Origin of the sequence: Pseudomonas sp. NFACC24-1 (genome assembly GCF_900115235.1) — a bacterium.
In the GTDB taxonomy this organism is placed as follows: Bacteria; Pseudomonadota; Gammaproteobacteria; order Pseudomonadales; family Pseudomonadaceae; genus Aquipseudomonas; species Aquipseudomonas fluorescens_AA.
The window spans coordinates 136,885-162,780 of the sequence record NZ_FOVS01000007.1; the positions used below are offsets into that span (position 1 = coordinate 136,885).

Genomic DNA, 25,896 nt, shown 5'->3' on the forward strand with positions numbered 1-25,896 from the left:
CTTCGCAGCCCAGCGGGGATAAATCCCCTCGCCACAGGTCCGTGCCCGATAACTCAGAACATAAGCCCCGCTTTTTGGAGCCCCGCACCATGACGCTTGCAGTCCAGTTCACCCAGGTATCCCGTCAGTTCGGCGATGTGAAAGCCGTTGACCGGGTCTCCATTGATATCCAGGACGGCGAGTTCTTTTCCATGCTGGGTCCGTCCGGCTCGGGCAAGACCACCTGCCTGCGGCTGATCGCCGGGTTCGAGCAACCCAGTGCCGGCTCGATTCGCATCCACGGTGAAGAAGCCACCGGGCTCGCGCCGTACCAGCGGGACGTCAACACCGTTTTCCAGGATTACGCCCTCTTCCCCCACATGAACGTACGCGACAACGTGGCCTACGGCTTGAAAGTCAAAGGCGTCGCCAAGGCCGAACGCATCCAGCGCGCCAACGAAGCCTTGGAGATGGTGGCCTTGGGTGGCTATGGCGAACGCAAGCCGGTCCAGCTGTCCGGCGGCCAACGCCAACGCGTGGCCCTGGCCCGGGCGCTAGTCAACCGTCCGCGGGTGTTGTTGCTGGACGAACCCTTGGGCGCTCTGGACCTGAAGCTGCGCGAACAGATGCAGGGCGAATTGAAGAAGCTGCAACGCCAGCTGGGCATCACCTTCATTTTCGTCACCCACGACCAGACCGAAGCGCTGTCGATGTCCGATCGCGTGGCGGTGTTCAACAAGGGGCGCATCGAACAGGTCGATACCCCACGCAACCTGTACATGAAACCGGCGACCACCTTCGTCGCCGAATTCGTCGGCACCTCCAACGTGATTCGTGGGGAGCTGGCCCGGGAACTGAGTGGTTATCCACAGCCGTTCTCGATCCGCCCGGAACACGTGCGTTTCGCCGAGGGCCCGTTGGCCAGCGATGAGATCGAGGTCCACGGCCTGCTGCACGACATCCAGTACCAGGGCAGCGCCACACGCTACGAGTTGAAACTTGCCAACGGCCAGACCCTGAACCTCAGCCAGGCCAACACCCAGTGGCTCGACAACACAGTCCGGCACCAGACCGGCCAGCCCCTCAGCGTTCGCTGGGCCCGTGAGGCGATGGTCGCGCTGCACGACACCGTCAGCGGCGAGGTGTGAGATGAACACCCTCACCATCACCCAAGCGCCTGCGCCCGGTTCGCCGCTGCGGCGCTTTGCCAACCTGCTGTACCGACGGCCCAACCTGTACTTGTCGATGTTGCTGGTGCCGCCGCTGCTCTGGTTCGGCGCGATCTACCTCGGCTCGCTGCTGACCTTGCTGTGGCAGGGGTTCTACACCTTCGACGACTTCACCATGGCGGTCACGCCGGACCTGACTCTGGCGAATTTCGCGGCGCTGTTCCAACCGTCGAACTTCGACATCATTTTGCGCACCCTGAGCATGGCGATAGCGGTGTCCATCGCCAGCGCCATCGTCGCATTCCCGATTGCGTACTACATGGCGCGCTACACCCGCGGCAAGACCAAGGCGTTTTTCTACATCGCGGTGATGCTGCCGATGTGGGCCAGCTATATCGTCAAGGCCTATGCCTGGACGCTGCTGCTGGCCAAGGGCGGCGTTGCACAGTGGTTCGTCCAGCACCTGGGCCTGGGGCCGGTGTTGCAGTTCGTACTGGGGATCCCCGGCGTGGGGGGCAGCACCTTGTCCACCTCACACCTGGGGCGTTTCCTGGTGTTCGTCTACATCTGGCTGCCGTTCATGATCCTGCCGATCCAGGCGTCCCTGGAGCGCCTGCCGCCCTCGCTGCTGCAAGCCTCGGCGGACCTGGGCGCCAGGCCACGCCAGACGTTCACGCAGGTGATCCTGCCGCTGTCGATCCCGGGCATTGCCGCCGGCTCGATCTTCACCTTCTCGCTGACCCTGGGGGATTTCATCGTGCCCCAGTTGGTGGGCCCGCCGGGTTACTTCGTCGGCAGCATGGTCTACGCCCAGCAAGGCGCCATCGGTAACATGCCCATGGCCGCGGCGTTCACGCTGGTGCCTATCGTGCTGATCGCGGTCTATCTATCCATCGTCAAGCGACTGGGAGCTTTCGATGCGCTCTGACTCTCAAGACCGAGCCTCGTGGGGCTTGCGGATCGCGGCGTGGGGCGGGCTGGTGTTCCTGCATTTCCCGATCCTGATCATCTTCCTCTATGCCTTCAACACCGAGGACGCGGCCTTCAGTTTCCCCCCCAAGGGCCTGACCCTGAAGTGGTTCAGCATCGCCTTCTCGCGCCCGGATGTGCTGGAGGCGATCAAGCTGTCGTTGCAGGTCGCGGCCATCGCCACGCTGATCGCCATGGTGCTCGGCACCCTGGCTTCGGCGGCGCTGTACCGTCGCGAGTTCTTCGGCAAACAGGGCATTTCGCTGATGCTGATCCTGCCGATTGCCCTGCCGGGGATCATCACCGGCATTGCCCTGCTGGGGACCTTCAAGACCCTGGGTATCGAACCGGGGATGTTCACCATCGTCGTCGGCCACGCCACCTTCTGCGTGGTGATCGTCTACAACAACGTGATCGCCCGCCTGCGCCGCACCTCCCACAGCCTGATCGAGGCCTCAATGGACCTGGGCGCCGACGGCTGGCAGACCTTTCGCTACATCATCTTGCCTAACCTGGGGTCGGCACTGCTGGCCGGCGGGATGCTGGCCTTCGCGCTGTCGTTCGACGAAATCATCGTCACCACCTTCACCGCTGGCCACGAACGCACCCTGCCACTGTGGCTGCTCAACCAGCTCAGCCGCCCGCGCGACGTGCCGGTGACCAATGTGGTGGCGATGCTGGTGATGATGGTCACGATGTTGCCGATATTGGGCGCGTATTACCTGACCCGCGGGGGTGAGAGCGTGGCCGGTAGCGGCGGGAAATAAATGTCACTGTGGAACCGGATCTCCTGTGGGAGCGGGCTTGCTCGCGAAAGCGGCGTGTCAGGCGGTGCAAATATTGGATGACATACCGCATTCGCGAGCAAGCCCGCTCCCACCCAGACAACAAACAAAACTCAAGAGGACTTGGACATGCAAACCAAACTGCTGATCAACGGCCACCTGGTGAACGGCGAAGGCCCCGGCCAGGCCGTGTTTAACCCCTCGCTGGGGCGAGTGCTGGTGGAAATCAACGAGGCCAGCGAAGCCCAGGTCGATGCCGCCGTCCGTGCGGCCGACAGCGCCTTCGACAGCTGGTCGCAGGTTGCGCCCAAGGACCGTTCCCTGTTGCTGCTCAAGCTGGCCGACGCCATCGAAGCCCACGGCGAAGAACTGGCGAAGCTGGAGTCGGACAACTGCGGCAAACCCCTTGGCGCCGCGCTGAACGACGAAATTCCGGCGATTGCCGACGTGTTCCGCTTCTTTGCCGGTGCCAGCCGCTGCATGAGCGGTTCGGCGGGCGGCGAGTACCTGCCGGGGCACACTTCGATGATCCGTCGCGACCCGGTGGGCGTCATCGCCTCCATCGCGCCGTGGAACTACCCGCTGATGATGGTCACCTGGAAAATCGCCCCAGCCCTGGCCGCCGGCAATACCGTGGTGCTCAAGCCGTCGGAGCAGACCCCGCTCACGGCCCTGCGCCTGGCGGAACTGGCGTCGGAGATTTTCCCGGCCGGCGTACTCAACGTGATCTTCGGTCGTGGGCAGACCGTCGGCAACCCGCTGGTCACCCACCCGAAAGTGCGCATGGTGTCGCTGACCGGGTCCATCGCCACCGGCTCGAACATCATTTCCAGCACGTCCGACAGCGTCAAGCGCATGCACATGGAGCTGGGCGGCAAAGCCCCGGTGATCATCTTCGACGATGCCGACATCGACGCGGCCGTGGAAGGCATCCGCACCTTCGGTTTCTACAACGCCGGCCAGGACTGCACCGCCGCCTGCCGCATCTATGCCCAGCAAGGCATCTACGAACAATTCGTCGAGAAACTCGGCGCCGCGGTGGGCAGCATCAAGTACGGCCTGCAAACCGCATCCGACACCGAGATGGGCCCGCTGATCACCGCCCAGCACCGCGACCGCGTGGCCGCTTTCGTCGAGCGGGCCATCGCCCAGCCGCATATCCGCCTGGTCACCGGTGGCAAGGCGGTGGACGGCAACGGGTTCTTCTTCGAACCGACGGTGCTGGCCGACGCCCAGCAGGATGACGAAATCGTCCGCCGGGAAGTCTTCGGGCCGGTGGTGTCCGTCACCCCGTTCCTAGACGAAGCGCAAGTGCTGGCCTGGGCCAACGACTCGGACTACGGCCTGGCTTCATCGGTCTGGACCAGCGATGTCGGCCGTGCCCATCGCCTGTCGGCACGCCTGCAATATGGCTGCACCTGGGTGAACACCCACTTCATGCTCGTCAGCGAAATGCCCCATGGCGGTCAGAAACGTTCCGGCTATGGCAAGGACATGTCCATGTATGGGCTGGAGGATTACACGGTGGTGCGGCATGTGATGTTCAAGCATTGACGACAAGACAACGTTGGCAACACATGCTCGCGCCTGCCCGGCGTTCGTCCTGCTAAGGTTTTCGTCGATCGGTGCACGCCCGCCGGTTGACGGAAATCCTGGCAGCACCTAGGGTGTCTACAACGTATACACCTTGGAGATCAGCCATGGCCTCGCCCGTTTTGTCCTTTCGTGTGGAAGAAGGTCTGGCCCAACAGCTGGACTTGCTGGCTGCCGCCACCGACCGCGACCGCCAATATCACCTCAAGCGTGCACTGGTTCGATATGTGGAAGCCGAATCCTGGCATCTGCAAGCCATCAGCGAAGGCATGGCCGATGCCGACGCTGGAAACCTGACCGATCTGGACGCCGTGAAGGCTAAGTGGGCAAAGCGTGCCGAGCATCGTACTGACCGACAAAGCACAGAGTGACCTCGACTCGATCCACGAACATTACCAAAGCGCTATCGGCGCAGAAGGCGCCGATGAGGTCATCCTCGCCATCCTGGAGACATTGCGCCAACTGCAACGCTTTCCCGGCTCGGGCCGTCCTTCGGTCGTTCCCGATATTCGAGAGCTGGTGCTGACACGCTACCCGTTCGTTGCCCCGTACCGGCTCGAGCAGGGACAACTGCAAGTCCTGCGGATACTGCACCTGCGCACCGAACGTCCCCAGGACTGGTCGGTGGAGTGATGTCGGCCGGCGCGCCTGCCCCGACCGCTCACCTGCGCCACGCTTCAAAACCGCGAAACACTCCTCATCGCATCCACCAGGTAGCGCATGGCGATGCGGTCGTTTTCCGACAACTCCCGATAACGCTCCACCAGCCTCAATTCTTCAAGGCTGAGCCGGCGTGTCCTGCGCGGGTTGGTCAGGCCTGGAAAGATCCCCAGCATTTCGGTAATGCCCTGTATTTTTGTCATGAGTTGTCCTTCTTACGTCGAGGTTGACCTGATAGCGCCGTCTGAACCCGGGTTAGATCGTCTATCACGCTAAAGAATAGGGAGGATTCAAAGCGTGAAAAGGGAGTTTTAGAGTAATTAGTCAAAAAAAGTTGGAATCGACATAAAAAAAGAAATAACTGTAAGAAAATTTGACCAAGCCACGCTTTCCCTGCTCTCAAAGCCCGTATTTCCCCTATGATTTTGCGCCTCGGTGAACCGATCCAGCTCTCAGGCATCTGTTCTAACGTTCGTAGCGTTTGGCCAAAGGCATGTCCGAACTCCTTTATCAGTCTTTGTTGCCAGGATCGGCGCGGGATTGTTTCGAGAAAGGTTGTATTTATGCACCGCAGGAATCTGCTCAAGGCCTCCATGGCCTTCGCCGCCTACACCGGGCTGTCGGCCTCCGGGCTCATGGCCGCACGCGCCTGGGCCGCCGATCAGACTGCCGACGGCGAAGCCCGTCCCTTCGATTTCAACGGTTTGAAGGATCAGGCCCGGCGGCTGGCCGAAAGCCGCTACGTCGACACCAAGCAAGTCCTGCCACCCACCCTGGCGCAAATGTCGCCACTGCAGTTCAACGCCATCCAATACGACGTCAATCACTCGTTATGGAATGACCTGGAAGGGCGGCAACTGGACGCACAGTTCTTCCACGTCGGCATGGGTTTCAAGCAGCCGGTGCGCATGTACAGCGTCGACCCGAAGACGCGTATGGCTCGTGAAGTGCACTTCCGTCCGGAACTGTTCAACTATGAGAAAACCACGGTCAACACCTCGCAACTGACGGGTGACCTGGGCTTCGCCGGCTTTCGTGTCTTCAAGGCGCCGGAGCTGGATCGACATGACATCGTTTCGTTCCTGGGGGCCAGCTATTTCCGCGCCGTGGATGCCAGCGGCCAGTACGGGCTGTCGGCCCGCGGCCTGGCCATCGACACCTATGCCAAGAAGCGCGAGGAATTCCCGGACTTCACCAAGTTCTGGTTCGAAACCCCGGACAAGAACAGCACCCGTTTCGTGGTCTACGCCCTGCTCGACTCCCCCAGCGCCACCGGTGCCTATCGGTTCGACATCGATTGCCAGCCGACCCGGGTGGTGATGGAAATCGATGCGCACATCAATGCCCGTACCGCCATCGAGCAACTGGGTATCGCCCCCATGACCAGCATGTTCAGCTGCGGCACCGTGGAACGGCGCATGTGCGACACCATTCACCCGCAAATCCATGACTCCGACCGGCTGGCCATGTGGCGCGGCAACGGCGAGTGGGTCTGCCGTCCGTTGAACAACCCTGCCACCCTGCAATTCAATGCCTTCGCCGACAGCAATCCGAAAGGTTTCGGCCTGGTGCAGACCGACCACGACTTTGCCAGTTACCAGGACACCGTGGACTGGTACAGCAAGCGCCCAAGCCTGTGGGTCGAACCGACGACGGCGTGGGGCGAAGGCTCGGTGGACCTGCTGGAAATTCCTACCACCGGAGAGACCCTGGATAACATCGTCGCGTTCTGGACGCCGAAAAAACCGGTGGCCGCCGGTGATTCGCTGAACTATGGCTATAAGCTCTACTGGAGCGCGTTGCCGCCGGTCAGCACCGACCTGGCCCACGTCGACGCCACCCGTTCTGGCATGGGCGGTTTCATCGAAGGCTGGGCACCGGGCGAGCATTACCCGACCGTCTGGGCACGTCGTTTCGCCGTGGACTTCAGCGGCGGCGGCCTCGATCAACTGCCGCCGGGCACCGGCATCGAACCGGTGGTGACCTGCTCCCACGGCGAAGTGAAGGACTTCAATGTGTTGGTGCTGGATGCGATCAAGGGTTACCGCATTACCTTCGACTGGTACCCGACCGATGACCGGGTGGACCCGGTGCAGATGCGCCTGTTCATTCGCACCAAGGACCGCACCTTGAGCGAGACCTGGTTGTACCAGTACTTCCCGCCGGCACCGGATAAGCGCAAGTATCCCTGACAGTGATCGGGTGCCTGGGCTTGCTCGCGAAGGCGGCAGTACAGGCACCAACGATTTCAAATAAGAAAAAGCCCCGGCCAATGACGACCGGGGCTTTTTGTTTTACTGGGCACTCAATCGCGCAAATCCGACTCATGAATCGGCTGGTCCCGATGCGTGGCCCGCTGGTACTGCGCCGGCCACGTGGCCTTGCGGCCGCCCAGGTCATCATCGGCATGCAGGGCCCAGTACGGATCGCGCAACAGTTCGCGGGCCAGGAAAATGATGTCGGCCTGGCAGGTGCGCAGGATGTGTTCGGCCTGGGCCGGTTCGGTGATCATGCCGACGGTGCCGGTGGCGATTTCCGACTCCTTGCGCACCCGCTCGGCGAAGCGTGTCTGGTAACCCGGGCCGGTGGGGATTTCCGCATTGGCGGCCGTGCCGCCCGATGACACATCGATCAGGTCCACCCCCAGCGCCCTGAAGCGCCGCGCCAACTCCACGGTTTCATCCGGGTTCCAACCGTCCTCGACCCAATCGGTGGCGGAGACGCGAACGAACACCGGCAGCTCTTGCGGCCATACGGCCCGGATCGCTTCGGTGACTTGCAGCACCAGGCGGATGCGGTTCTCGAACGAGCCGCCGTATTGATCGCGCCGCTGATTGCTCAAGGGCGACAGGAACTGATGCAGCAGATAACCATGGGCCGCGTGGACCTCGACCACCTTGAAACCGGCCGTGAGGGCGCGCCTGGCCGAATCCACGAAGGCCTGGATCACCCCGGCGATCTGCCCTTCGTCCAACTGCACCGGCTGGGTGTGTTGCGGATCGAAGGCAATCGGCGACGGACCGACCGGCACCCAGCCGCCATCCGCCGGTTTGACGCTGCCATGCTTGCCCAGCCAAGGTCGCCAGGTGCTGGCCTTGCGCCCGGCATGGGCCAGTTGTATGCCCGGCACGGCGCCTTGGGCGGTGATGAACCGGGTGATGCGTTGCAAGGGTTCGATCTGTTCATCGTTCCACAGCCCCAGATCCTGGGCGGTGATACGACCGTCGGCGGTCACGGCGGTGGCTTCGGTGAACACCAGGCCGGCACCGCCCACGGCGCGGCTGCCCAAGTGCACCAGGTGCCAATCGTTGGCCAGGCCATCGGTGCTCGAATACTGGCACATCGGCGATACCGCGATGCGATTGGGCAAGGTCAATTGGCGAAGGGTATAGGGTTCCAGCAGCAGACTCATGGGGCACCTCTCGAATCAGTGGGCAGGCTCCAGGGTTCTGTTTGAAAAGTCGACGAGTGACAAGAAGGTGCAACACCCGCCCCCGCGGGCAAAAAATCGACAAGACGTCACAAGGGCTATCAAGCAGTGCTTAGAGCCTAGTCGACAACCCGGGAGGCAGGAGGGTTCAGAACCTAAAAAACCGACGGTGTGACCAGATTACTCTTGATCGGGCCTGTGACTTTGTGGCGAGGGGATTTATCCCCGTTCGGCTGCGAAGCAGCCGTGAACCCGGCCAATGCCGTTTGGCTGAAGAAATTCGGGGCTGGGATATTTTGGGGGCTGCTGCGCAGCCCAGCGGGGATAAATCCCCTCGCCACACGTCATCACTTGATCGATAGCATTTGTGCCTACCGCGGTTCGATATGGGCAATCATCAACTGCACCGTTTCCTGGCCGCGGAACTCGTTGAGGTCGAGCTTGTAGGCCAGTTCCACCCAGCGCACGGTAGGGTTTGGCCAGATCTCGCGGTCGATGCCGAAGGCGATGCCGTCGAGCTTCACCGAGCCGCACTCGCTCTTGAGAATGACCTTCAGGTGCCGTTCGCCCACCACCCGTTGTTCGACCAACTGGAACACGCCATGGAACATCGGCTCCGGGAAATGCTGGCCCCAGGGACCGGCATGGCGCAGCGCCCGGGCCAGTTCGAGGTGGAATTCCTCCACCGCCAGGGTGCCATCCGACAACAACCGGCCGGTCAGGTCTTCTTCGCGCAATTGCCGGCGCACTTCCGCGTCGAACGCTTCGGCGAACAACGGAAAATTCGCTTCCGGCAACGTCAGCCCCGCCGCCATGGCGTGACCGCCGTACTTGCTGATCAGGGTCGGATGCTGCGCCGCCACCACGCTCAGCGCATCGCGAATGTGAAAGCCCGGTACCGAGCGCCCCGAGCCCTTGAGCAAACCGTCCCCGGCATCGGCAAAGGCGATGGTCGGGCGGAAATAGCGCTCTTTCATCCGCGAGGCGAGAATGCCGATGACCCCTTGGTGCCACTGTGGATCGAAGAGGCACAAACCGAATGGCATCGACTCCACCGGCAGGTCCTTGAGTTGAGCCAGGGCTTCACGCTGCATGCCCTGCTCGATAGACTTGCGGTCCTGGTTCATGCCGTCCAGTTGCGCCGCCATCTCCCGCGCCAGGGCCGGGTCGTCGGTGAGCAGGCATTCGATGCCCAGGCTCATGTCGTCCAGGCGCCCCGCCGCATTCAGACGCGGCCCGAGGATAAATCCGAGGTCGGTGGAGGTAATCCTTGAAGCGTCGCGCTTGGCCACTTCCAGGATCGCCTTGATGCCGGGCCGGGCGCGTCCGGCGCGAATCCGTTCCAGGCCCTGGTGCACCAGGATCCGGTTATTCGCGTCCAGGGGCACCACGTCGGCCACGCTGCCCAGGGCCACCAGGTCGAGCAATTCGCCGATGTTCGGCTGGGGGGTGCTGGCATACCACCCCAGGCTGCGCAGACGCGCCCGCAGGGCCATCAGCACATAAAAAATCACCCCGACACCGGCCAGGGCCTTGCTCGGGAACTCGCAGCCCGGCTGGTTCGGATTGACGATGGCATCGGCCGCCGGCAATTCGAGGCCAGGCAAGTGGTGGTCGGTGACCAGCACCTGGAGCCCCGCCGCTTTCGCCGCCGCCACGCCTTCCACGCTGGAGATGCCGTTATCCACGGTGATCAGCAACTGCGGTGCGCGGGCCAGGGCGACTTCGACGATTTCCGGGGTCAGCCCGTAGCCATATTCGAAGCGATTGGGCACCAGGTAATCGACATGGGCTGCACCGAGCAGGCGCAACCCCAGCATCCCCACGGTGCTGGCGGTCGCGCCATCGGCATCGAAGTCCCCCACGATCAGGATGCGCTGGCGCTGCTCCAATGCCGTCACCAACAGATCCACCGCGGCGTCGATCCCCTTGAGTTGCTGAAAGGGAATCAGGCGCGCCAGGCTCTTGTCCAGTTCAGCCTCGGACTGTACGCCGCGTGCCGCGTACAGGCGCGTCAACAGGGGCGGCAGGTCACCGAGAAATGGCAGGGTGTCGGGCAGTTGGCGGGGTTCTATGCGCATGGGGTGACGGACATTTCTCTGGATAATCGTGAAAGTTCTGGCAGGGAGCTTGTGTGGGAGCGGGCTTGCTCGCGAAAGCGGCGGCACATTCAACATAAATGCAAACTGATCTACCGTATTCGCGAGCAAGCTCGCTCCCACAATGAGTTCACTTGATGCCGGGGCGGTTCAACCGCGCTCGCCCAGCAACCATTGCAGCTGGACTTCATGCTGGCCACGGTCGTCGGTCACGAAAATCGTGCCCTCGCTGATCATCACATCCCACTTGATCACCCGGGGCATGTCCTGGGCCAGGGTTTCGAGCACTTCCTGGGGTACGGCGGCGATGTTGACGTTCTTCAGGTTCTTGACCGCCGGGATCACCTTGCCTTCCCACACCCGCAGGCTGCCATAGGCCAGCAGGCTGGTGCGCTCGGTCCGGCGCGAACACCAGGTCAGGCGATCGGCATCCGGCTGGCCGACTTCGATCCAGTGCAGCACACGGTCATCCAGGCTCTTTTCCCACAGCGCAGGTTCATCGACGTCTGACAGACCACGACCAAATGCCAGCAGCTCGTTGTACCAGAACGCGTAGGCCAGCAGGCGCACGGTCATGCGCTCTTCGGTTTCCGAAGGGTGGCGGGCGATGGTCTGCTTCACATTCTCGTACACATTGCGGTCGAGGTCGGTGAGGTTCAGTTCAAACTTGTAGGTCGTGGACGGCTGGGCCATGAACGGACTTCTTGATACGAGGAAAGGCGGCAAGTCTAACCGATGACGCAGGCAATCCACGAATTGCCGACCATCAACCTGCGGCGACCGGCCCTGGCCTATGATAAAACGCTCTATTCGTTCTGCCTTTGTCCTACAGGATCCGCCATGTCGCTTACTGCCAACCCCCTTGCCGGCGTCAAAGTCATCGAATTGGGCACCTTGATCGCCGGGCCCTTCGCCTCGCGCATCTGCGGCGAATTCGGTGCCGAAGTCATCAAGGTCGAATCGCCCGACGGCGGTGATCCGCTGCGCAAGTGGCGCAAGCTGTACGAAGGCACCTCGTTGTGGTGGTTCGTCCAGGCGCGCAACAAGAAGTCCCTGACCTTGAACCTCAAGCACCCCGAAGGCCTGGCGATCCTGAAAAAACTGCTCGGCGAAGCCGACATCCTGATCGAAAACTTTCGCCCCGGCGTGCTGGAAAAGCTCGGCCTGGGCTGGGAGGTGCTGCATGCCTTGAACCCGAAACTGGTGATGGTGCGGCTTTCGGGCTTCGGCCAGACCGGGCCGATGAAAGACCAGCCGGGGTTTGGCGCGGTGGGCGAATCCATGGGCGGCCTGCGCTACATCACGGGGTTCGAAGACCGCCCACCGGTGCGCACCGGGATTTCCATCGGCGACTCCATCGCCGCCCTCTGGGGCGTGATTGGCGCATTGATGGCCCTGCGTCACCGGGAGATCAACGGCGGCACCGGACAAGTGGTGGACGTGGCCTTGTACGAGGCGATTTTCGCCATGATGGAAAGCATGGTGCCGGAGTTCGACGTGTTCGGCTTCATCCGCGAGCGCACCGGCAATATCATGCCCGGCATCACCCCCTCGTCCATCCACACCAGCGCCGATGGCAAGCACGTGCAGATTGGCGCCAACGGCGATGCGATCTTCAAGCGTTTCATGCAGATCATCGGCCGTGACGACCTGGCCAATGACCCGCAACTGGCCAGCAATGATGGCCGTGACAGTCGGCGTGACGAGCTGTACGGGGTCATCGATCGCTGGGTCAACGCGCTGCCGCTCGACAGCGTTATCGACCAATTGAACCAGGCCGGGGTGCCGGCCAGTCGGATCTTCAGCGCCGAGGATATGTTCAGCGACCCGCAGTTCCTCGCCCGCGAGATGTTTCTGCAGGCCAAGCTGCCGGACGGCAAGGCGTTCAAGATGCCGGGGATCGTACCGAAGCTCTCCGACACCCCGGGCACCTGCGAATGGGTCGGGCCGGCACTGGGTGAACACAACGCACAAGTGCTCGGTGAGCTGGGCTACGACCCACAGCAGATCGCCAAACTGCGCAGTGACGGCGCCATTTGAGGCACTGCAGGGGCAGTCACGGGAGATCAAACTGTGGGAGCGAGCTTGCTCGCGATGGCGTCAGATCAGCCGCATCGATCTCGACTGACACTCCGCTATGGCGAGCAAGCTCGCTCCCACAAAAGCTTCCTGCGCCCGACAGAACACACCAAAAAACATAAACGCCGGGCAAAAAGAAACCCCGAGAAGTGGGGAGACGACTCGGGGTTAAACGTGACCATTCAAGGTCCGCACAACAAGCGACAAGCACCGGAGCACAATGCTCGCTCTTGCTGGTAAAGGGTCTGACTCATCAAGACGTAGGAAGGTTCCCACAAAAGCCCAGTCAATTCGCCGCGACCATGACCTTGTCGCGCGCCAGATTGCGCAGCGCCGCAATCACACAGGGCTCCAGGCGACCCTCGGCAATCAGCACATCGCGATGCAGGCCATCGACCACGTCCGTCAACTGACGCTTGTCGGTCAATTGGGCCTGATTGAACACTCGCTCGACCATGATGACCCCGCTGGCATTCTTCAGCGTCACCCGGCATTCGCCCTTGGCGCCGGAGGGAGTCAGCGACACCTGATACGGGCTCAAGGCTTCATTCAGCAATAGGCTGATACTTTCCATTCGCTCACCCTTCAATAGTCCGAAACAACTGCATGTGCACAGTAAATGACCGTGGGCCGCAGCAGAAAGTTCGTCAGCGCACCGAACCGGCATGCCTTCAACCTGTTCAACCGAGCATGCGCGTCCAATATGACAGGCAGACAACAGCGTTCTCCGAGAGCCGTTACGGGGTGACGGCCGGCTCAGCCAGGCCCCTGTCGCAACGGCGCCACCGCCGTCCGACATCGGTCCAGCCGCCCAGAATGCCGCGCAACTGTCCATCAGCCCCATAGAACGGCACCGACCAATGATAGATTTCCCGCAGTCCGCCGCTGAACATCAATTGCCGGTCGACGAATCGAGACTGGCCGGTGCGCAATTGCTCCATCACTTCCCCATGCAGCAGCTCGGCGGTAGCCGGCGGGAATGATGCCGAGTCGGTAAGCCGCGTGCCCCGGAGTTTTTCGAAGCGGGTCGCAAACTGGTCTTCATAGCTTTTGTTGCACATGATCAGGCGCCCTTCCAGATCACAGATGAAAATCGGGTCGGGAATGGCATCCATCAAGGCCCGCTGGAGCATCAACTGGTCGTTGAGGACCGCTTCGGCCTTGAGGCGTTGGTCGATCTGTATCTGCAGGCGACGGTTCCACAGCAGGGACAAGAGACCAAACACCACGACCACGGTCACACACCAGTAACCCCAGCGGGACATCCGCTCCCAGATCGATGGCGCCTGGACGGGCGTCGCACCGGCCATCCATTTCGAACGCAGTGCACGCATGTCCTCGGCGGGGAAGGCTTCCAGCGCTTTATTCAAGATACTCAACAGCACGGTCAGGTCCTGGCGCACCGCCAGGTAGTCCGGTTCCCACTTGCCCTCAAGGCCGCTGCCGACCTGCAACTGTCCGGCGGGATAGAGATGCACCCCGGTTTCATTTTCGATGGTGGCGTAGGCTTCCCGGCTCTCCACCAGCGCCCGCGCCTCGCCAAAAGTCTTGGTCGTGCGCAATTTGATCGCCGGGTAATCGCGCCTGATTTCCGCCTCCAATGCATGGCGTGCCGGCAATGCCAGGACCTTCCCTTCGAGCTGCTCCAGCGAATGGAGGGACGACTCCCCGTCACGGCCGACGAATACCCAACCGGAACCACCGAATGCATGGCTGAAACTCAGGAAGTCCCGACGCTCTTCGTTCATCGCCAGCAGGGTCGTCATGTCGGCTTCGCCATTCTCCAGCATTGTCAGCAACTCGCCGGGGGAGAATGACTCCCGATGCACGAACTCAAGGCCGGTCATGTGGGCGATGCGCTGGAGAACGTCGTGGTTCAGCCCATTCCACTGCCCCTGTTCATTCTTGAACAGGTACAGCGGAAACTGCATCGTGGCCACGATGACCCGGGGGTTCTCCTTGATCCATTTCAATTCCTGCGCGTCCAGCACCAGCCGTTCGCCTGGGTTGGGCGGTGGCGTTTCGAAAGCCGCCAGCGGCGCCGCGTTGCCTCCCTGCGTCCAGTACATCAGGGCCAGCCCCATTACCCAGCCCAGGGCTGGTTTGCCTTTGATAAAAAACGACATCTGCATTTCCTTCGAGATGACTCGCCCATCCCTCCAAGGGCGAAAACCCGGCCAGTTTGGCATGCAGAAACAAGAAAGCCCGTCAGGAGACGGGCTTCAAAATGTGACAGGTTTATCCGGTCAGAGTGGCTTGCCGCGATTGCCATGCTGGCTGACAAAGGCCTGCACGGCTTTCAAGTCGTTGGGCAACACGGTGCAACGCTCATCTCGCTCAAACAAATCAGAAAGATGCGCAGGCAGTTCGAGCGCTTTTCCTACACCGGCTTTCTCCACCGCTTCCGGGAACTTGACCGGGTGAGCCGTGCCCAGGATCACCATCGGGATGTCCAGGCTGCGACGGCATTCACGGGCCGCCCTGACGCCGATGGCCGTGTGCGGGTCGAGTAGTTCGCCGCTCTGGGCGAACACCTCGGCGATGGTTTCGCAGGTTTGCTCATCGTCCACGGCCAGGGAGTCGAACAACTTGCGGGCTTCGGTCCAGCGCTCAGGCTCGACGCTGAAACCGCCGCCCTGGCGGAAGCTGTCCATCAGCCCGGCAATCGCCGCACCGTTGCGACCGTGCAGGTCGAACAGCAGGCGCTCGAAGTTCGACGACACCATGATGTCCATCGAAGGCGACAGCGTGGCGTGCAGGGTTTCCTTGACGTACTGGTTGCCGCTCATGAAGCGGTGCAGGATGTCGTTGCGGTTGGTGGCGACGATCAATTGGTTGATCGGCAGCCCCATGTTGCGCGCCAGGTAACCGGCGAAGATATCGCCGAAGTTGCCGGTCGGCACCGAGAACGATACGGAACGGGCCGGACCGCCCAATTGCAGGGCCGCGTGGAAGTAATAGACGATCTGGGCCATGATCCGCGCCCAGTTGATCGAGTTCACCGCCACCAGCCGCGTACCCTTGAGGAAGCTCTGGTCGGCGAAGCTGGCCTTGACCATTTCCTGGCAGTCATCGAAGTTGCCTTCGATGGCGATGTTGTGGATGTTGTCGCCGAAAATCGTCGTCATCTGGCGACGCTGCACTTCCGAGACGCGGTTGTGCGGGTGCAGGATGAAAATGTCGACGTTTTCGCAATGCTTGCAGCCTTCGATGGCCGCCGAACCGGTGTCGCCAGAGGTGGCACCGACGATCACCACGCGCTCGCCACGCTTTTGCAGCACGTAGTCCAGCAGGCGACCGAGCAGTTGCAGGGCGAAGTCCTTGAACGCCAGGGTCGGGCCGTGGAACAGCTCCATGACCCATTCGTTACCGTTGAGCTGGCGCAGCGGTGCGATGGCATTGTGGGAAAAGACCCCATAGGTCTCTTCCAGGATCTTTTTGAAATCGGCGTCCGGGATGCTGCCGGTGACGAATGGGCGCATGACCCGGAACGCCAACTCGTGATACGGCAGGCCGGCCCAGGAAGCGATTTCCTCCTGGGTGAAGCGCGGCAGGTTTTCCGGCACATAGAGACCGCCATCCGTGGCCAGGCCGGCCAGGAGGACATCTTCGAAATTCAGGGCCGGTGCCTGGCCGCGGGTGCTGATATAGCGCATTTTTTGGCAAACCTTCGGTTTGAGCTTCAAGGTCAAGCGGCAAGCGACAAGTCAAAGCGGCTCGGCTTCTACTTGCGGCTTGCAGCTTATAACTTGCCGCTAAATTAATTCAAATGTTCGACGCGGATACGGACCACCGGCCCAACGACACCCTGGAGCGCTTCCAGCGCCGCAATCGCGTCGTTGATGTTCTGCTCGACCACCCGGTGGGTCAGCAGGATCATCGGCACCAGGCCGTCGTGTTCCTCGACTTCCTTCTGCATGATCGACTCGATGTTGATGCCGCGTTCCGAGAGGATGCTCGCCACTTGGGCCAGCACGCCCGGATGGTCCTTGGCCTGGATGCGCAGGTAGTAGGAGCTTTCGCACGCCTCGATCGGAAGAATCGGGTGCGCCGACAGCGAATCCGGCTGGAAGGCCAGGTGCGGCACGCGGTTTTCCGGGTCCGAGGTCATGGCGCGAACCACGTCCACCAGGTCGGCAATGACCGAAGAGGCCGTCGGTTCCATGCCCGCGCCCGCGCCGTAGAACAACGTCGAGCCAGAGGCATCGCCGTTGACCATCACCGCGTTCATCACGCCGTTGACGTTGGCGATCAGGCGGTCGGCCGGGATCAAGGTCGGGTGCACGCGCAGCTCGATGCCGCTGGCGGTGCTGCGCGCCACGCCCAGGTGCTTGATGCGGTAGCCCAAGGCTTCGGCGTAGTTCACGTCAGCGGTGGTCAGCTTGGTGATGCCTTCGGTGTAGGCCTTGTCGAACTGCAACGGAATGCCGAACGCAATGGACGCCAGGATCGTCAGCTTGTGCGCTGCGTCGATGCCTTCCACGTCGAACGTCGGATCGGCCTCGGCGTAGCCCAGGGCCTGGGCTTCGGCGAGCACGTCTTCGAAGGTACGACCTTTCTCGCGCATCTCGGTGAGGATGAAGTTACCGGTGCCGTTGATGATCCCCGCGACCCAGTTGATGCGGTTGGCCGACAGGCCTTCGCGGATCGCCTTGATCACCGGGATACCACCGGCCACGGCGGCTTCGAATGCCACGATCACGCCCTTCTCGCGGGCCTTGGCGAAAATCTCATTACCGTGAACGGCGATAAGCGCCTTGTTCGCGGTGACCACATGCTTGCCATTCTCGATGGCCTTGAGTACCAGCTCGCGGGCAACGGTATAGCCGCCCAACAGCTCTATGACGATGTCGATCTCAGGGTTCGTGGCCACTTCGAAGACATCGTTGGTAATCGCAATACCGGTCGTCTGGAACTGAGGCTTTGGCGTGCGCATGGCAATTTGTGCCACTTCGATCCCACGCCCGGCACGACGAGAAATTTCCTCGGCGTTGCGCTGAAGTACGTTGAAGGTGCCGCCACCGACGGTACCTAACCCACAGATGCCTACTTTGACCGGATTCACTCTTGACTCCCCATGAAACGGCCGACGCAAGGTCGGCCGTGAAATACAGCCGCGCAGCAACGCGACTCTGTGTTTAACGGCCCGACGAATGTGTTCGCCGAGCCGTGATCTTCAAAAGCGGACCGCCCATGATCATTTCGCGCCCAAGGCCAGTTTGGCCACTTGTGGCGCCGGCTGGTAGCCCGGAATTACCTGACCATCGGCCAAAACAATCGCCGGCGTACCGTTCACGCCTATTGACTGTCCGAGCGCAAACTGCTTGGAAACCGGGTTTTCGCACTTGGCGGCCTTGATTTCCTTGCCGTCGACCATCTTGTCCATGGCCGCTTTCTTGTCCTTGGAGCACCAGACCGCCTGCAACTGCTCATCGCCCGGCGAGCCCAGGCCCTGGCGCGGGAACGCCACATAACGCACTTCGATGCCGCGCTTGTTCAGCTCCGGCACTTCGGCATGCAGCTTGTGGCAATACGGACAGGTGGTGTCGGTGAACACGGTGATGTGGGACTTGGTTTCGCCGATCGCCGGATAAACCACGGTTTCAGCGACCGGAATGCCGTTGATCAACTTGGAAATGCCCTGGCGCTCGGTCATCTCGGTGAGGTTGACCGGCTTGCCGTCCTTGAGCTCGAACAGGTTGCCCTGGACGATGTACTGGCCGTCGGCGCTGGCGTACAGCACGCGGCTGCCCTTGAGCTTGACTTCATACAGGCCGGCCATGGGGCTGGCCGAGATGGCTTCGATCGGCACTTCGAGCTGGAGGTTTTCCAGGCTTTTGCGGATAGCCTTGTCGGCCGCGTCGTCGGCGATGGCAAAGGTACTGGCCAACGCAATGGCGGCGGCGGTGAACATCTGGATCAAACGCATGGGGACTCCTGAGGCGAACAAATGAGACGGGAAACGCCGACCCGCAGATTCGGGTTCCAACCGCCCACTGTGCAAACCGGCAAAGCCTACCACATAAGGCTGGCGTGGCCGAATGCCGCTGACGCACGACGTTTTGTAAGCACACTCAGGATTGATGTCGGCTGACACGCCGTCATCGCGGCAGATGTCAGCCCCGTGGATGATGCTTGGCATGCAAGTCCTGCAACCGCGCCCGGGCCACATGGGTGTAGATCTGGGTGGTGGACAAGTCGCTATGGCCGAGCAGCATCTGCACCACCCGCAAGTCGGCACCGTGATTGAGCAGGTGTGTGGCGAAGGCATGGCGCAAGGTGTGGGGCGAGAGGGATTTATTGATCCCGGCCACCTTGGCCTGGTGCTTGATGCGGTGCCAGAACGTCTGGCGAGTCATCTGCTCGCCGCGCAAGCTGGGGAACAGCACATCGCTGGGGCGCCCGCCCAGCAATTCATGACGGGCATCGCGCATGTAACGCTCGACCCAGACAATCGCTTCCTCGCCCATCGGCACCAGGCGCTCCTTGCTGCCCTTGCCCATCACCCGCAGCACGCCCTGGCGCAGGTTGACCTGTTCCAACGTCAAGCTGATCAACTCGGTGACGCGCAAGCCACAGGCATACAGGACTTCCAACATGGCCCGGTCGCGCTGCCCGATGGCCTCGCTGAGATCGGGTGCCGCCAGCAGCGCCTCCACATCGGCTTCCGACAGGGACTTGGGCAGCGGACGCCCCAGTTGCGGCATTTCCACACGCAAGGTCGGGTCTACCGCGATCAGCTTTTCCCGCAGCAAATAGCGATAAAACCCACGCAGACCGGAGAGAAACCGCGCCGTCGAGCGGGGTTTGTAGTTCTGCTCCAGGCGCCACGCCAAGTGATCGAGGATCAACTCACGGCCGGCATTGAGCAGTTCCAGGTGATTGTCCTGCAACCAGCCGTTGAACAACGCCAGGTCGCTGCGGTAGGCATCACGGGTGTTGTCGGACAGGCCCTTCTCCAGCCACAGGGCGTCGAGAAACTGGTCTATCAGCGGATGATCGATGGCTGGCATAAGAACTCTTGAAGGATGCGGGCACACACGGCATCGAAATGGAAAATGAAGCTATGCAGGGTGCTCAAAGCGCAAATCGCAGGCAACAAAAAAGCAGCCCGCAGGCTGCTTTTTTTGCATCGGAAGCTGGACTTAAGCCAGTTTTTCCTTGATGCGAGCTGCTTTACCCGACAGGTCACGCAGGTAGTACAGCTTGGCTTTACGTACGTCACCGCGACGCTTGACAGCCATGCTGTCGATTTGCGGGCTGTAGGTCTGGAAAGTACGCTCTACGCCAACACCGTTGGAGATTTTACGAACGGTGAATGCACTGTTCACGCCACGGTTACGCTTGGCGATAACGACGCCTTCGAACGCTTGCAGACGGGAACGGTCGCCTTCCTTCACTTTCACCTGGACGACAATGGTGTCGCCTGGGGCAAAGGTAGGGATTTCTTTGGTCATCTGCTCTGCTTCGAGTGCAAGGATGATTTTGTTAGTCATGCTGTGCTCCTAAGGCGAGTCGTCGGACTCACCATCGATACGTTGTTAACTATCGTCCCGCTCGCGGATGTATTCCTCGAGCAGCTTCTTCTCTTCTCCAGAAAGCGAGCGGCTTTCCAGAAGATCGGCGCGTCGTTCGTAGGTCCGACCAAGGGACTGCTGCAAACGCCAACGCCGGATGTGCGCGTGGTTGCCACTTAGCAACACGTCGGGAACACGCTGATCCGCATACACCTCCGGTCGGGTGTAGTGCGGGCAATCCAGCAGACCATCCGTAAAGGAATCTTCCTCAGCGGAATCTGCATGCCCTAAAGCTCCAGGCAGCAGTCGTGTAACCGCATCGATCAGGACCATCGCCGGCAGCTCGCCGCCAGACAGTACATAGTCGCCAATCGACCACTCTTCATCGACATGAGCTTCAATGAAACGCTCGTCAATGCCTTCATAACGGCCGGCAATCAGGATCAATGCATCCGATTTCGCCAGCTCGCGTACCGCCGACTGGGTCAGCTGGCGGCCTTGGGGCGACAGGTAGATCACCTTCGCACCCTCCCCGGCTGCCGTCCTGGCCTGAACCAGCGCATCTTCCAGGGGCTTGATCTTCATCACCATGCCCGGACCACCGCCAAACGGGCGATCGTCCACAGTGTGATGCCGATCCGTGGTGTAGTCCCGCGGATTCCAACAGGTGAGCTGCAACAGCTCCTGTTTCACCGCGCGGCTGGTTATGCCGTACTCGCTGATGGCGGAAAACATCTCGGGAAACAATGTGATGACTTCAACGCGCAAATTAGCCACGTTCAGAAATCCGCATCCCATTCCACCTTCATCTCGCCTGCGGCAAGGTCGACGGCCAACACGCATTGCTCGGTATAGGGCAACAGGCGTTCGCGATCATCCAGGCTGCCGACGCAAGGCTTGACCACCATGACATCGTTCGAACCGGTCTCGAGCAGGTGATCGATTTTCCCGAGCAATTGCCCGAGGTGGTCGATGACCTTCAGACCCACCAGCTGGTACCAGTAGTACTCGCCGTCGGTCAGTTCAGGGAACAGGTTGCGCGGCACGCAGATCTCATAACCGGCCAGAAGACGCGCTTCTTCACGATCATCGAGACCCTTGAGCTTTGCGACCAGGAACTTGTCGTTCCCGCGTCCGCTGACCAGCTCCACCTGTTTCACGCTACCTTCGCGCTTGAGCGTCCAGGTTTTGTAGTCCAACAGGTTCTTGATCGGATCAGTAAAGGAATACACCTTCACTTCGCCGCGAACGCCATGTACAGAATAGATCTTGCCGACAACGATCAAATCATCAGCATCTTTTGGCGTCGCGTTCATATTGCTCAGGCCGCAGCCTTAGCCGATTCCTTCAACAACTGAGCAACGCGCTCAGAAGGTTGTGCACCAACGCTCAGCCAGTAGGCTACGCGCTCTTGGTTCACGGACAGACGAACTTCCTGACCACGGGCAACAGGGTTGAAGAAACCAACCTGCTCCTTGTGGGAACCGTCACGCGGGTTGCGGCTGTCGGTTACGGTCAGGTGGTAAAACGGGCGCTTTTTGGAGCCGCCAAGGGCAAGACGGATTGTTAGCATGTGAACATCGTTCCTGTAGTCGGTGCTGCAAATCTAAATGCACAGCGGGCATAGGTGCCCGAAAGGCCGCATATTCTAAGGAATATCCGGACTTTTGCAAATGTCTTTTTCCGGCGCCTGGCGCCATGCGATCAAGATTTGCCATAGAGCCGTCATGGAAAACGGCAGGTCAGCTCCCGCATAGCACGGGTTTGCTGGAGATCCCCGCATCCGTGCGGGGCAACGTCGGCACGACAGCCGGCGCAGATTCTTTACATTTTCGGCATGCCGCCGCCGGGCAACATACCGCCCATGCCGCGCATCATCTTGGCCATCCCGCCCTTGGCGGAGAATTTCTTCATCATCTTCTGCATCTGCTTGTGCTGCTTGATCAAGCGACCGATGTCCTGCACCTGGGTGCCGGAACCCATGGCGATGCGGCGCTTGCGCGAACCGCTGATCAGCTCAGGGTCGCGGCGCTCGGCCGGGGTCATGGAGTTGATGATGGCCTCCATCTGCTTGAACTGCTTTTCAGCCGCGCCCTGGGCATTGCCCATCTGCGCCAGGTTCACGCCACCGATGTTCGGCAGTTTGTCCATGAGGCCGCCAAGGCCGCCCATGTTCTTCATTTGTTGCAGCTGGTCGCGAAAGTCTTCGAGGTCGAAGCCCTTGCCCTTCTTCAGCTTCTTGGCCAGTTTGTCGGCCTTGTCCTTGTCGAGGGTCTGCTCGGCCTGCTCGATCAGGCTGAGCACGTCGCCCATGCCGAGGATGCGCGAGGCGATACGCTCGGGGTGGAACGGCTCGAGCGCTTCGCTCTTCTCGCCCATACCGATGAACTTGATCGGCTTGCCAGTGATGGCCCGTACCGACAGCGCGGCACCGCCACGGGCGTCACCGTCGACCTTGGTCAGGATCACGCCGGTCAGCGGCAGTGCATCACCGAACGCCTTGGCGGTGTTGGCCGCGTCCTGGCCGGTCATGGCGTCGACAACGAACAGGGTTTCCACCGGGTTGATCGCGGCATGCAGCGCCTTGATCTCGCCCATCATCTCTTCATCGATGTGCAGGCGACCGGCGGTATCGACGATGACCACGTCGATGAACTTGAGCTTCGCTTCCTTGATAGCCGCCTGGGCGATGTCCACCGGCTTCTGGCTCAGGTCGGACGGAAAAAACGTCACGCCGATGTCGTTGGCCAGGGTTTCCAGCTGCTTGATCGCCGCCGGACGGTAGATGTCCGCCGACACCACCATCACCGATTTCTTCTTGCGCTCTTTAAGGAAGCGCGCCAGCTTGCCGGCGGTCGTGGTCTTGCCCGCGCCCTGCAGACCGGCCATCAGCACCACCGCTGGCGGTACGGCGGCGAGGTTCAGGTCCTCGTTGGCGGCGCCCATCAGGCTTTCGAGCTCGGCCTGGACGATTTTCACGAACGCCTGGCCCGGCGTCAGGCTGCGCGACACTTCGGTGCCGACGGCGCGTTCCTTGACCGAATTGACGAAGTCCTTGACCACCGGCAGGGCGACGTCGGCTTCGAGCAACGCCATGCGCACTTCGCGCAGGGTGTCTTTGATGTTGTCCTCGGTCAGTTTCGCCTTGCCGGTGACATGGCGCAGCGTCTGCGAGAGACGGTCGGTTAGGTTTTCAAACATGCGCGATCCTTTCAGGCCCAGATGAGACCGGGATAATGGCGGCCCAGACCGTGAAAATGTGCTCGGCGAGCCTGCGGCGTGGGCAGGTCGCGGATTATAGCGAAGAAGCGTGCGGCGTACACCTTGCTGTGGTCTTTCGTGTGGAGGGGGTTCTATGCCAAACTCAGCGCCTTTCGGGCTTGCCTAACAGGATTTATGCTCCCCTTGTCACCCAGCTTGCTTGCCACCCTCGCCGCCGCTTGCCTTTATGCCGCTGCGACCCTCTATCAAGGCACCCGCCTGGCCACCGGTGCCAAGGCGAACAAACGCCTGCTGGTCACGCTTGGCGTGCTGGCGGTGCTCGGCCACGCGGCCAGCCTTTATACCCATCTGATGACGCCCATCGGCCTGGGCCTGGACTTTTTCAACGCCGCCAGCCTGATCGCCGTCGCCGTGATCGCCCTGACGTTGCTGGCCTGCTCGCGCATCCCGGTGGAAAACCTGCTGGTGCTGCTGTTCCCACTGGGGCTGGCCACGGTGTTGCTGGCGCAGTTCGCGCCGTCGGGCACCGTGCAGATCATCGACGAAGAGCCGGGCATCCTCGCCCACATCCTGCTGTCGATCCTCGCCTACGGCCTGTTCACCATCGCCGTGTTCCAGGCCCTGTTGCTGCTGGTGCAGGACCACCAGCTCAAGAACAAGCACCCCTCCGGGCTGATCCGCAACTTCCCGCCGCTGCAAACCATGGAAAGCCTGTTGTTCGGTTTCCTCTGGGCCGGCTGGAGCCTGCTGTCGCTGTCATTGATCTCCGGCTGGTTGTTCGTCGAGAACCTGTTCGCCCAGCACCTGGTGCACAAGACCCTGCTGGCCTGCCTGGCGTGGGTGGTCTTCAGCGTGCTGCTGTGGGGCCGCAACCGCCTCGGCTGGCGTGGGCACAAAGCGATTCGCTGGACCCTGGCCGGTTTCTGCCTGCTGATGCTGGCGTACTTCGGCAGCAAGCTGGTCCGTGAATACATCCTGCATATCTGACGGACGGCCCTGATGGATACGTTGCCCGTAGCGCCGTTGTTCGCCGTGCTGGTGGTGCTGATCCTCTGGTCAGCCCTGTTCACGGCGATCGAAGCCGCCCAGCAACACCTGCTGGCCCAGCGCACCGCTTCGCGCGCCAGTGACAAACCACTGGCGACACTGACCTTCCCGCTGCCCAGCCTGATCCTGTGCAATACCCTCTGTCGCGCCCTGGCCGTGGTCATCGGCACCTTGCTGGCGATTTTTACCTGGCTGGAAAACGGCCCCTGGGTCGCCTGGCTCGGCACCAGCGCCGCCCTGCTGGTGTTCGCCGACTACTTGCCGCGCACCCTGGCCAGCCGCCAGCCCGACGCGGTGCTGGCACTGGGTAACGCCTTGCTGGGCATACCGTTGAAGATCCTCTATCCATTTGCCTGGCTGTTGAATGGCGCCAGCCAGTTGTTGCTGCGTCCATTTGCCCGCAAGCCCGGCATGGTGCAGCAGAGCGACGACGAAATGCCCGCGCCACCGCGCAGCGAGCAGGAGTCAGAGCAGGGCAGCGGCCGGCTGCATCCGATTTCCGGCATCCACGCCCTGGACAACATCACCGTCAACGATATCCTCGTGCCCCGCAGCGAGGTCGATGGGATCAACCTCGACGACCCCATCGGCGAGATCATCGAACAGTTGCGCCTGAACCGACGGACGCGCCTGCCGGTGTTCCACAGCGATATCAACCAGGTCGAAGCGGTGCTCAACACCCGCCAGATCCGTCACTTGCTGGCGGACGCGAGCCTGACCAAGGAAGCGCTGCTGGCCGCCTCCCATGAACCCTACTTCGTGCCCGAAAGCACACCCTTGCAGCTGCAACTGCTGAATTTCCACAAGCAGCAGCGGCGCTTGGGCATGGTGGTGGACGAATACGGCGAAGTGCTGGGCATCGTCACCCTGGAAGACATCCTCGAAGAAATCGTCGGCGAATTCGAGAGTCAGCACAGCCTCGACAACCCCCACGTCCATCCCCAGCCCGATGGCCGCCTGATGATCGATGGCGCGGCGTCGATCCGCGAATTGAACAGGACCCTGGGCTGGCACCTGCCTTGCGACGGCCCCAAGACCCTCAACGGGCTGGTGACCGAAGCCCTGGAAACCATCCCCGAAAGCCCGGTCTGCCTGAAGATCGGGCGTTATCGCCTGGAAATCATCGAGACCGTGGACAACCGCGTCAGCCAGGTGCTGGCGTGGCATAACAGTTCGGTGCCTGCAGTTTCCTGATTCCCCGCAAGCTCAAGGTGAAACACTGTTGTGGCGAGGGGATTTATCCCCGCTGGGTCGCGCAGCGGCCCCCAAACTATTAGCTCAGTTGCATCAGATTCAGCGCAACTTCGTTTTTGGGACTGCTTCGCAGTCCAACGGGGATAAATCCCC

25 protein-coding genes are annotated in these 25,896 nt (G+C 61.4%); 10 read left to right on the forward strand and 15 right to left on the reverse strand.

Annotated elements, in window-relative coordinates; genetic code table 11:
* The first annotated feature begins 89 nt into the window (after positions 1 to 89).
* From BM317_RS09295 to BM317_RS09320, 6 genes are all read left to right on the forward strand, one after another.
* Positions 90 to 1,127, forward strand: a complete 1,038-nt coding sequence (locus tag BM317_RS09295; RefSeq protein ID WP_092165760.1) for an ABC transporter ATP-binding protein — start codon at positions 90 to 92, stop codon at positions 1,125 to 1,127.
* A 1-nt stretch (position 1,128) separates the two neighbouring features.
* Positions 1,129 to 2,076 (forward strand): ABC transporter permease, encoded by a 948-nt coding sequence (locus tag BM317_RS09300; protein ID WP_092165758.1) that lies wholly within the window; start codon positions 1,129 to 1,131, stop codon positions 2,074 to 2,076.
* Complete coding sequence (locus BM317_RS09305; RefSeq protein ID WP_092474052.1) at positions 2,066 to 2,884, forward strand: ABC transporter permease; 819 nt, start codon at positions 2,066 to 2,068, stop codon at positions 2,882 to 2,884. Before BM317_RS09300 ends, BM317_RS09305 begins: the two co-directional genes overlap by 11 nt.
* Positions 2,885 to 3,031: 147 nt before the next feature.
* Positions 3,032 to 4,456 carry a gamma-aminobutyraldehyde dehydrogenase gene (locus BM317_RS09310; protein ID WP_092474054.1) on the forward strand — a complete coding sequence of 475 codons (1,425 nt, stop codon included), beginning with the start codon at positions 3,032 to 3,034 and terminating at the stop codon, positions 4,454 to 4,456.
* A 146-nt stretch (positions 4,457 to 4,602) separates the two neighbouring features.
* A complete protein-coding gene (locus tag BM317_RS09315) occupies positions 4,603 to 4,866 on the forward strand; it encodes a CopG family ribbon-helix-helix protein (protein ID WP_063322816.1) in 264 nt (87 codons plus the stop codon).
* Positions 4,829 to 5,128 carry a type II toxin-antitoxin system RelE/ParE family toxin gene (locus BM317_RS09320; RefSeq protein ID WP_092474056.1) on the forward strand — a complete coding sequence of 100 codons (300 nt, stop codon included), beginning with the start codon at positions 4,829 to 4,831 and terminating at the stop codon, positions 5,126 to 5,128. Before BM317_RS09315 ends, BM317_RS09320 begins: the two co-directional genes overlap by 38 nt.
* A gap of 44 nt (positions 5,129 to 5,172) precedes the next feature.
* On the opposite strand, the gene BM317_RS09325 is transcribed toward BM317_RS09320, so the two are convergent.
* Complete coding sequence (locus BM317_RS09325) at positions 5,173 to 5,358, reverse strand: hypothetical protein (protein ID WP_003198116.1); 186 nt, start codon at positions 5,356 to 5,358, stop codon at positions 5,173 to 5,175.
* A gap of 360 nt (positions 5,359 to 5,718) precedes the next feature.
* Between BM317_RS09325 and BM317_RS09330 the strand changes: the two genes are divergently transcribed.
* Complete coding sequence (locus BM317_RS09330) at positions 5,719 to 7,347, forward strand: glucan biosynthesis protein D (RefSeq protein WP_092474058.1); 1,629 nt, start codon at positions 5,719 to 5,721, stop codon at positions 7,345 to 7,347.
* 113 nt (positions 7,348 to 7,460) lie between these two features.
* On the opposite strand, the gene BM317_RS09335 is transcribed toward BM317_RS09330, so the two are convergent.
* The 3 genes from BM317_RS09335 to BM317_RS09345 all read right to left on the reverse strand — a co-directional run bounded on the left by BM317_RS09335 (position 7,461) and on the right by BM317_RS09345 (position 11,377).
* Entirely contained in the window at positions 7,461 to 8,567 is a 1,107-nt protein-coding gene (locus BM317_RS09335; RefSeq protein WP_092474060.1) for an NADH:flavin oxidoreductase/NADH oxidase, read from the reverse strand.
* A gap of 389 nt (positions 8,568 to 8,956) precedes the next feature.
* Entirely contained in the window at positions 8,957 to 10,666 is a 1,710-nt protein-coding gene (gene recJ, locus BM317_RS09340; protein WP_060739049.1) for a single-stranded-DNA-specific exonuclease RecJ, read from the reverse strand.
* Between the two features lie 168 nt (positions 10,667 to 10,834).
* Positions 10,835 to 11,377 (reverse strand): YaeQ family protein, encoded by a 543-nt coding sequence (locus BM317_RS09345; protein WP_003198109.1) that lies wholly within the window; start codon positions 11,375 to 11,377, stop codon positions 10,835 to 10,837.
* A 147-nt stretch (positions 11,378 to 11,524) separates the two neighbouring features.
* On the opposite strand from BM317_RS09345, the gene BM317_RS09350 reads away from it, so the two are divergent.
* The gene (locus tag BM317_RS09350) at positions 11,525 to 12,724 is read left to right on the forward strand and encodes a CaiB/BaiF CoA transferase family protein (RefSeq protein ID WP_092474062.1); all 1,200 of its coding nucleotides are present in this window, start codon (positions 11,525 to 11,527) and stop codon (positions 12,722 to 12,724) included.
* A 325-nt stretch (positions 12,725 to 13,049) separates the two neighbouring features.
* Here the strand turns inward: BM317_RS09350 and BM317_RS09355 are convergent, their stop codons facing one another.
* The 11 genes from BM317_RS09355 to ffh all read right to left on the reverse strand — a co-directional run bounded on the left by BM317_RS09355 (position 13,050) and on the right by ffh (position 23,481).
* Positions 13,050 to 13,337: a DUF3509 domain-containing protein gene (locus BM317_RS09355; protein WP_060739052.1), complete on the reverse strand. Its 288-nt coding sequence runs from the start codon at positions 13,335 to 13,337 to the stop codon at positions 13,050 to 13,052.
* A gap of 163 nt (positions 13,338 to 13,500) precedes the next feature.
* On the reverse strand, positions 13,501 to 14,889 hold the full coding sequence (locus BM317_RS09360) for a transporter substrate-binding domain-containing protein (protein ID WP_092474064.1): 1,389 nt from the start codon (positions 14,887 to 14,889) through the stop codon (positions 13,501 to 13,503).
* Positions 14,890 to 15,009: 120 nt separating this feature from the next.
* A complete protein-coding gene (gene thrC / locus BM317_RS09365; RefSeq protein ID WP_063322824.1) occupies positions 15,010 to 16,419 on the reverse strand; it encodes a threonine synthase in 1,410 nt (469 codons plus the stop codon).
* A gap of 104 nt (positions 16,420 to 16,523) precedes the next feature.
* The gene (locus tag BM317_RS09370) at positions 16,524 to 17,828 is read right to left on the reverse strand and encodes a homoserine dehydrogenase (RefSeq protein ID WP_072408170.1); all 1,305 of its coding nucleotides are present in this window, start codon (positions 17,826 to 17,828) and stop codon (positions 16,524 to 16,526) included.
* A gap of 132 nt (positions 17,829 to 17,960) precedes the next feature.
* Positions 17,961 to 18,692, reverse strand: coding sequence for a DsbC family protein (locus BM317_RS09375; RefSeq protein ID WP_092165745.1), 732 nt, complete (start codon positions 18,690 to 18,692; stop codon positions 17,961 to 17,963).
* 187 nt (positions 18,693 to 18,879) lie between these two features.
* Positions 18,880 to 19,776: a site-specific tyrosine recombinase XerD gene (xerD, locus tag BM317_RS09380; RefSeq protein WP_092474066.1), complete on the reverse strand. Its 897-nt coding sequence runs from the start codon at positions 19,774 to 19,776 to the stop codon at positions 18,880 to 18,882.
* A gap of 132 nt (positions 19,777 to 19,908) precedes the next feature.
* A complete protein-coding gene (gene rplS, locus BM317_RS09385; protein WP_003175895.1) occupies positions 19,909 to 20,259 on the reverse strand; it encodes a 50S ribosomal protein L19 in 351 nt (116 codons plus the stop codon).
* 45 nt (positions 20,260 to 20,304) lie between these two features.
* The gene (trmD, locus tag BM317_RS09390) at positions 20,305 to 21,078 is read right to left on the reverse strand and encodes a tRNA (guanosine(37)-N1)-methyltransferase TrmD (protein ID WP_170842268.1); all 774 of its coding nucleotides are present in this window, start codon (positions 21,076 to 21,078) and stop codon (positions 20,305 to 20,307) included.
* A complete protein-coding gene (rimM, locus tag BM317_RS09395; RefSeq protein WP_058544503.1) occupies positions 21,060 to 21,596 on the reverse strand; it encodes a ribosome maturation factor RimM in 537 nt (178 codons plus the stop codon). The genes trmD and rimM overlap by 19 nt, the downstream gene beginning before the upstream one ends.
* Before the next feature lie 5 nt (positions 21,597 to 21,601).
* Positions 21,602 to 21,853, reverse strand: a complete 252-nt coding sequence (gene rpsP / locus BM317_RS09400; RefSeq protein WP_003198088.1) for a 30S ribosomal protein S16 — start codon at positions 21,851 to 21,853, stop codon at positions 21,602 to 21,604.
* 251 nt (positions 21,854 to 22,104) lie between these two features.
* The gene (gene ffh, locus BM317_RS09405) at positions 22,105 to 23,481 is read right to left on the reverse strand and encodes a signal recognition particle protein (protein WP_060739058.1); all 1,377 of its coding nucleotides are present in this window, start codon (positions 23,479 to 23,481) and stop codon (positions 22,105 to 22,107) included.
* A gap of 195 nt (positions 23,482 to 23,676) precedes the next feature.
* On the opposite strand from ffh, the gene BM317_RS09410 reads away from it, so the two are divergent.
* Positions 23,677 to 24,489, forward strand: coding sequence for a cytochrome C assembly family protein (locus BM317_RS09410; RefSeq protein WP_060739059.1), 813 nt, complete (start codon positions 23,677 to 23,679; stop codon positions 24,487 to 24,489).
* Positions 24,490 to 24,501: 12 nt separating this feature from the next.
* Complete coding sequence (locus BM317_RS09415) at positions 24,502 to 25,743, forward strand: HlyC/CorC family transporter (RefSeq protein ID WP_092474068.1); 1,242 nt, start codon at positions 24,502 to 24,504, stop codon at positions 25,741 to 25,743.
* Positions 25,744 to 25,896 lie beyond the last annotated feature (153 nt).

Bases quoted from the DNA above. Each gene is read 5' to 3' on its own strand.
- rpsP (WP_003198088.1), bottom strand. From the start codon at position 21,853: ATGCTAACAATCCGTCTTGCCCTTGGCGGCTCCAAAAAGCGCCCGTTT.
- recJ (WP_060739049.1), bottom strand. From the start codon at position 10,666: ATGCGCATAGAACCCCGCCAACTGCCCGACACCCTGCCATTTCTCGGT.
- thrC (WP_063322824.1), bottom strand. From the start codon at position 16,419: ATGCGCTATATCAGCACCCGCGGCCAGGCACCGGCCCTGAATTTCGAA.
- rplS (WP_003175895.1), bottom strand. From the start codon at position 20,259: ATGACTAACAAAATCATCCTTGCACTCGAAGCAGAGCAGATGACCAAA.
- ffh (WP_060739058.1), bottom strand. From the start codon at position 23,481: ATGTTTGAAAACCTAACCGACCGTCTCTCGCAGACGCTGCGCCATGTC.
- BM317_RS09295 (WP_092165760.1), top strand. From the start codon at position 90: ATGACGCTTGCAGTCCAGTTCACCCAGGTATCCCGTCAGTTCGGCGAT.
- BM317_RS09360 (WP_092474064.1), bottom strand. From the start codon at position 14,889: ATGTCGTTTTTTATCAAAGGCAAACCAGCCCTGGGCTGGGTAATGGGG.
- BM317_RS09305 (WP_092474052.1), top strand. From the start codon at position 2,066: ATGCGCTCTGACTCTCAAGACCGAGCCTCGTGGGGCTTGCGGATCGCG.
- BM317_RS09355 (WP_060739052.1), bottom strand. From the start codon at position 13,337: ATGGAAAGTATCAGCCTATTGCTGAATGAAGCCTTGAGCCCGTATCAG.
- BM317_RS09325 (WP_003198116.1), bottom strand. From the start codon at position 5,358: ATGACAAAAATACAGGGCATTACCGAAATGCTGGGGATCTTTCCAGGC.
- BM317_RS09310 (WP_092474054.1), top strand. From the start codon at position 3,032: ATGCAAACCAAACTGCTGATCAACGGCCACCTGGTGAACGGCGAAGGC.
- BM317_RS09375 (WP_092165745.1), bottom strand. From the start codon at position 18,692: ATGCGTTTGATCCAGATGTTCACCGCCGCCGCCATTGCGTTGGCCAGT.
- BM317_RS09350 (WP_092474062.1), top strand. From the start codon at position 11,525: ATGTCGCTTACTGCCAACCCCCTTGCCGGCGTCAAAGTCATCGAATTG.
- BM317_RS09410 (WP_060739059.1), top strand. From the start codon at position 23,677: ATGCTCCCCTTGTCACCCAGCTTGCTTGCCACCCTCGCCGCCGCTTGC.
- BM317_RS09300 (WP_092165758.1), top strand. From the start codon at position 1,129: ATGAACACCCTCACCATCACCCAAGCGCCTGCGCCCGGTTCGCCGCTG.
- trmD (WP_170842268.1), bottom strand. From the start codon at position 21,078: ATGGGATGCGGATTTCTGAACGTGGCTAATTTGCGCGTTGAAGTCATC.
- BM317_RS09335 (WP_092474060.1), bottom strand. From the start codon at position 8,567: ATGAGTCTGCTGCTGGAACCCTATACCCTTCGCCAATTGACCTTGCCC.
- BM317_RS09330 (WP_092474058.1), top strand. From the start codon at position 5,719: ATGCACCGCAGGAATCTGCTCAAGGCCTCCATGGCCTTCGCCGCCTAC.
- xerD (WP_092474066.1), bottom strand. From the start codon at position 19,776: ATGCCAGCCATCGATCATCCGCTGATAGACCAGTTTCTCGACGCCCTG.
- BM317_RS09345 (WP_003198109.1), bottom strand. From the start codon at position 11,377: ATGGCCCAGCCGTCCACGACCTACAAGTTTGAACTGAACCTCACCGAC.
- BM317_RS09415 (WP_092474068.1), top strand. From the start codon at position 24,502: ATGGATACGTTGCCCGTAGCGCCGTTGTTCGCCGTGCTGGTGGTGCTG.
- rimM (WP_058544503.1), bottom strand. From the start codon at position 21,596: ATGAACGCGACGCCAAAAGATGCTGATGATTTGATCGTTGTCGGCAAG.
- BM317_RS09315 (WP_063322816.1), top strand. From the start codon at position 4,603: ATGGCCTCGCCCGTTTTGTCCTTTCGTGTGGAAGAAGGTCTGGCCCAA.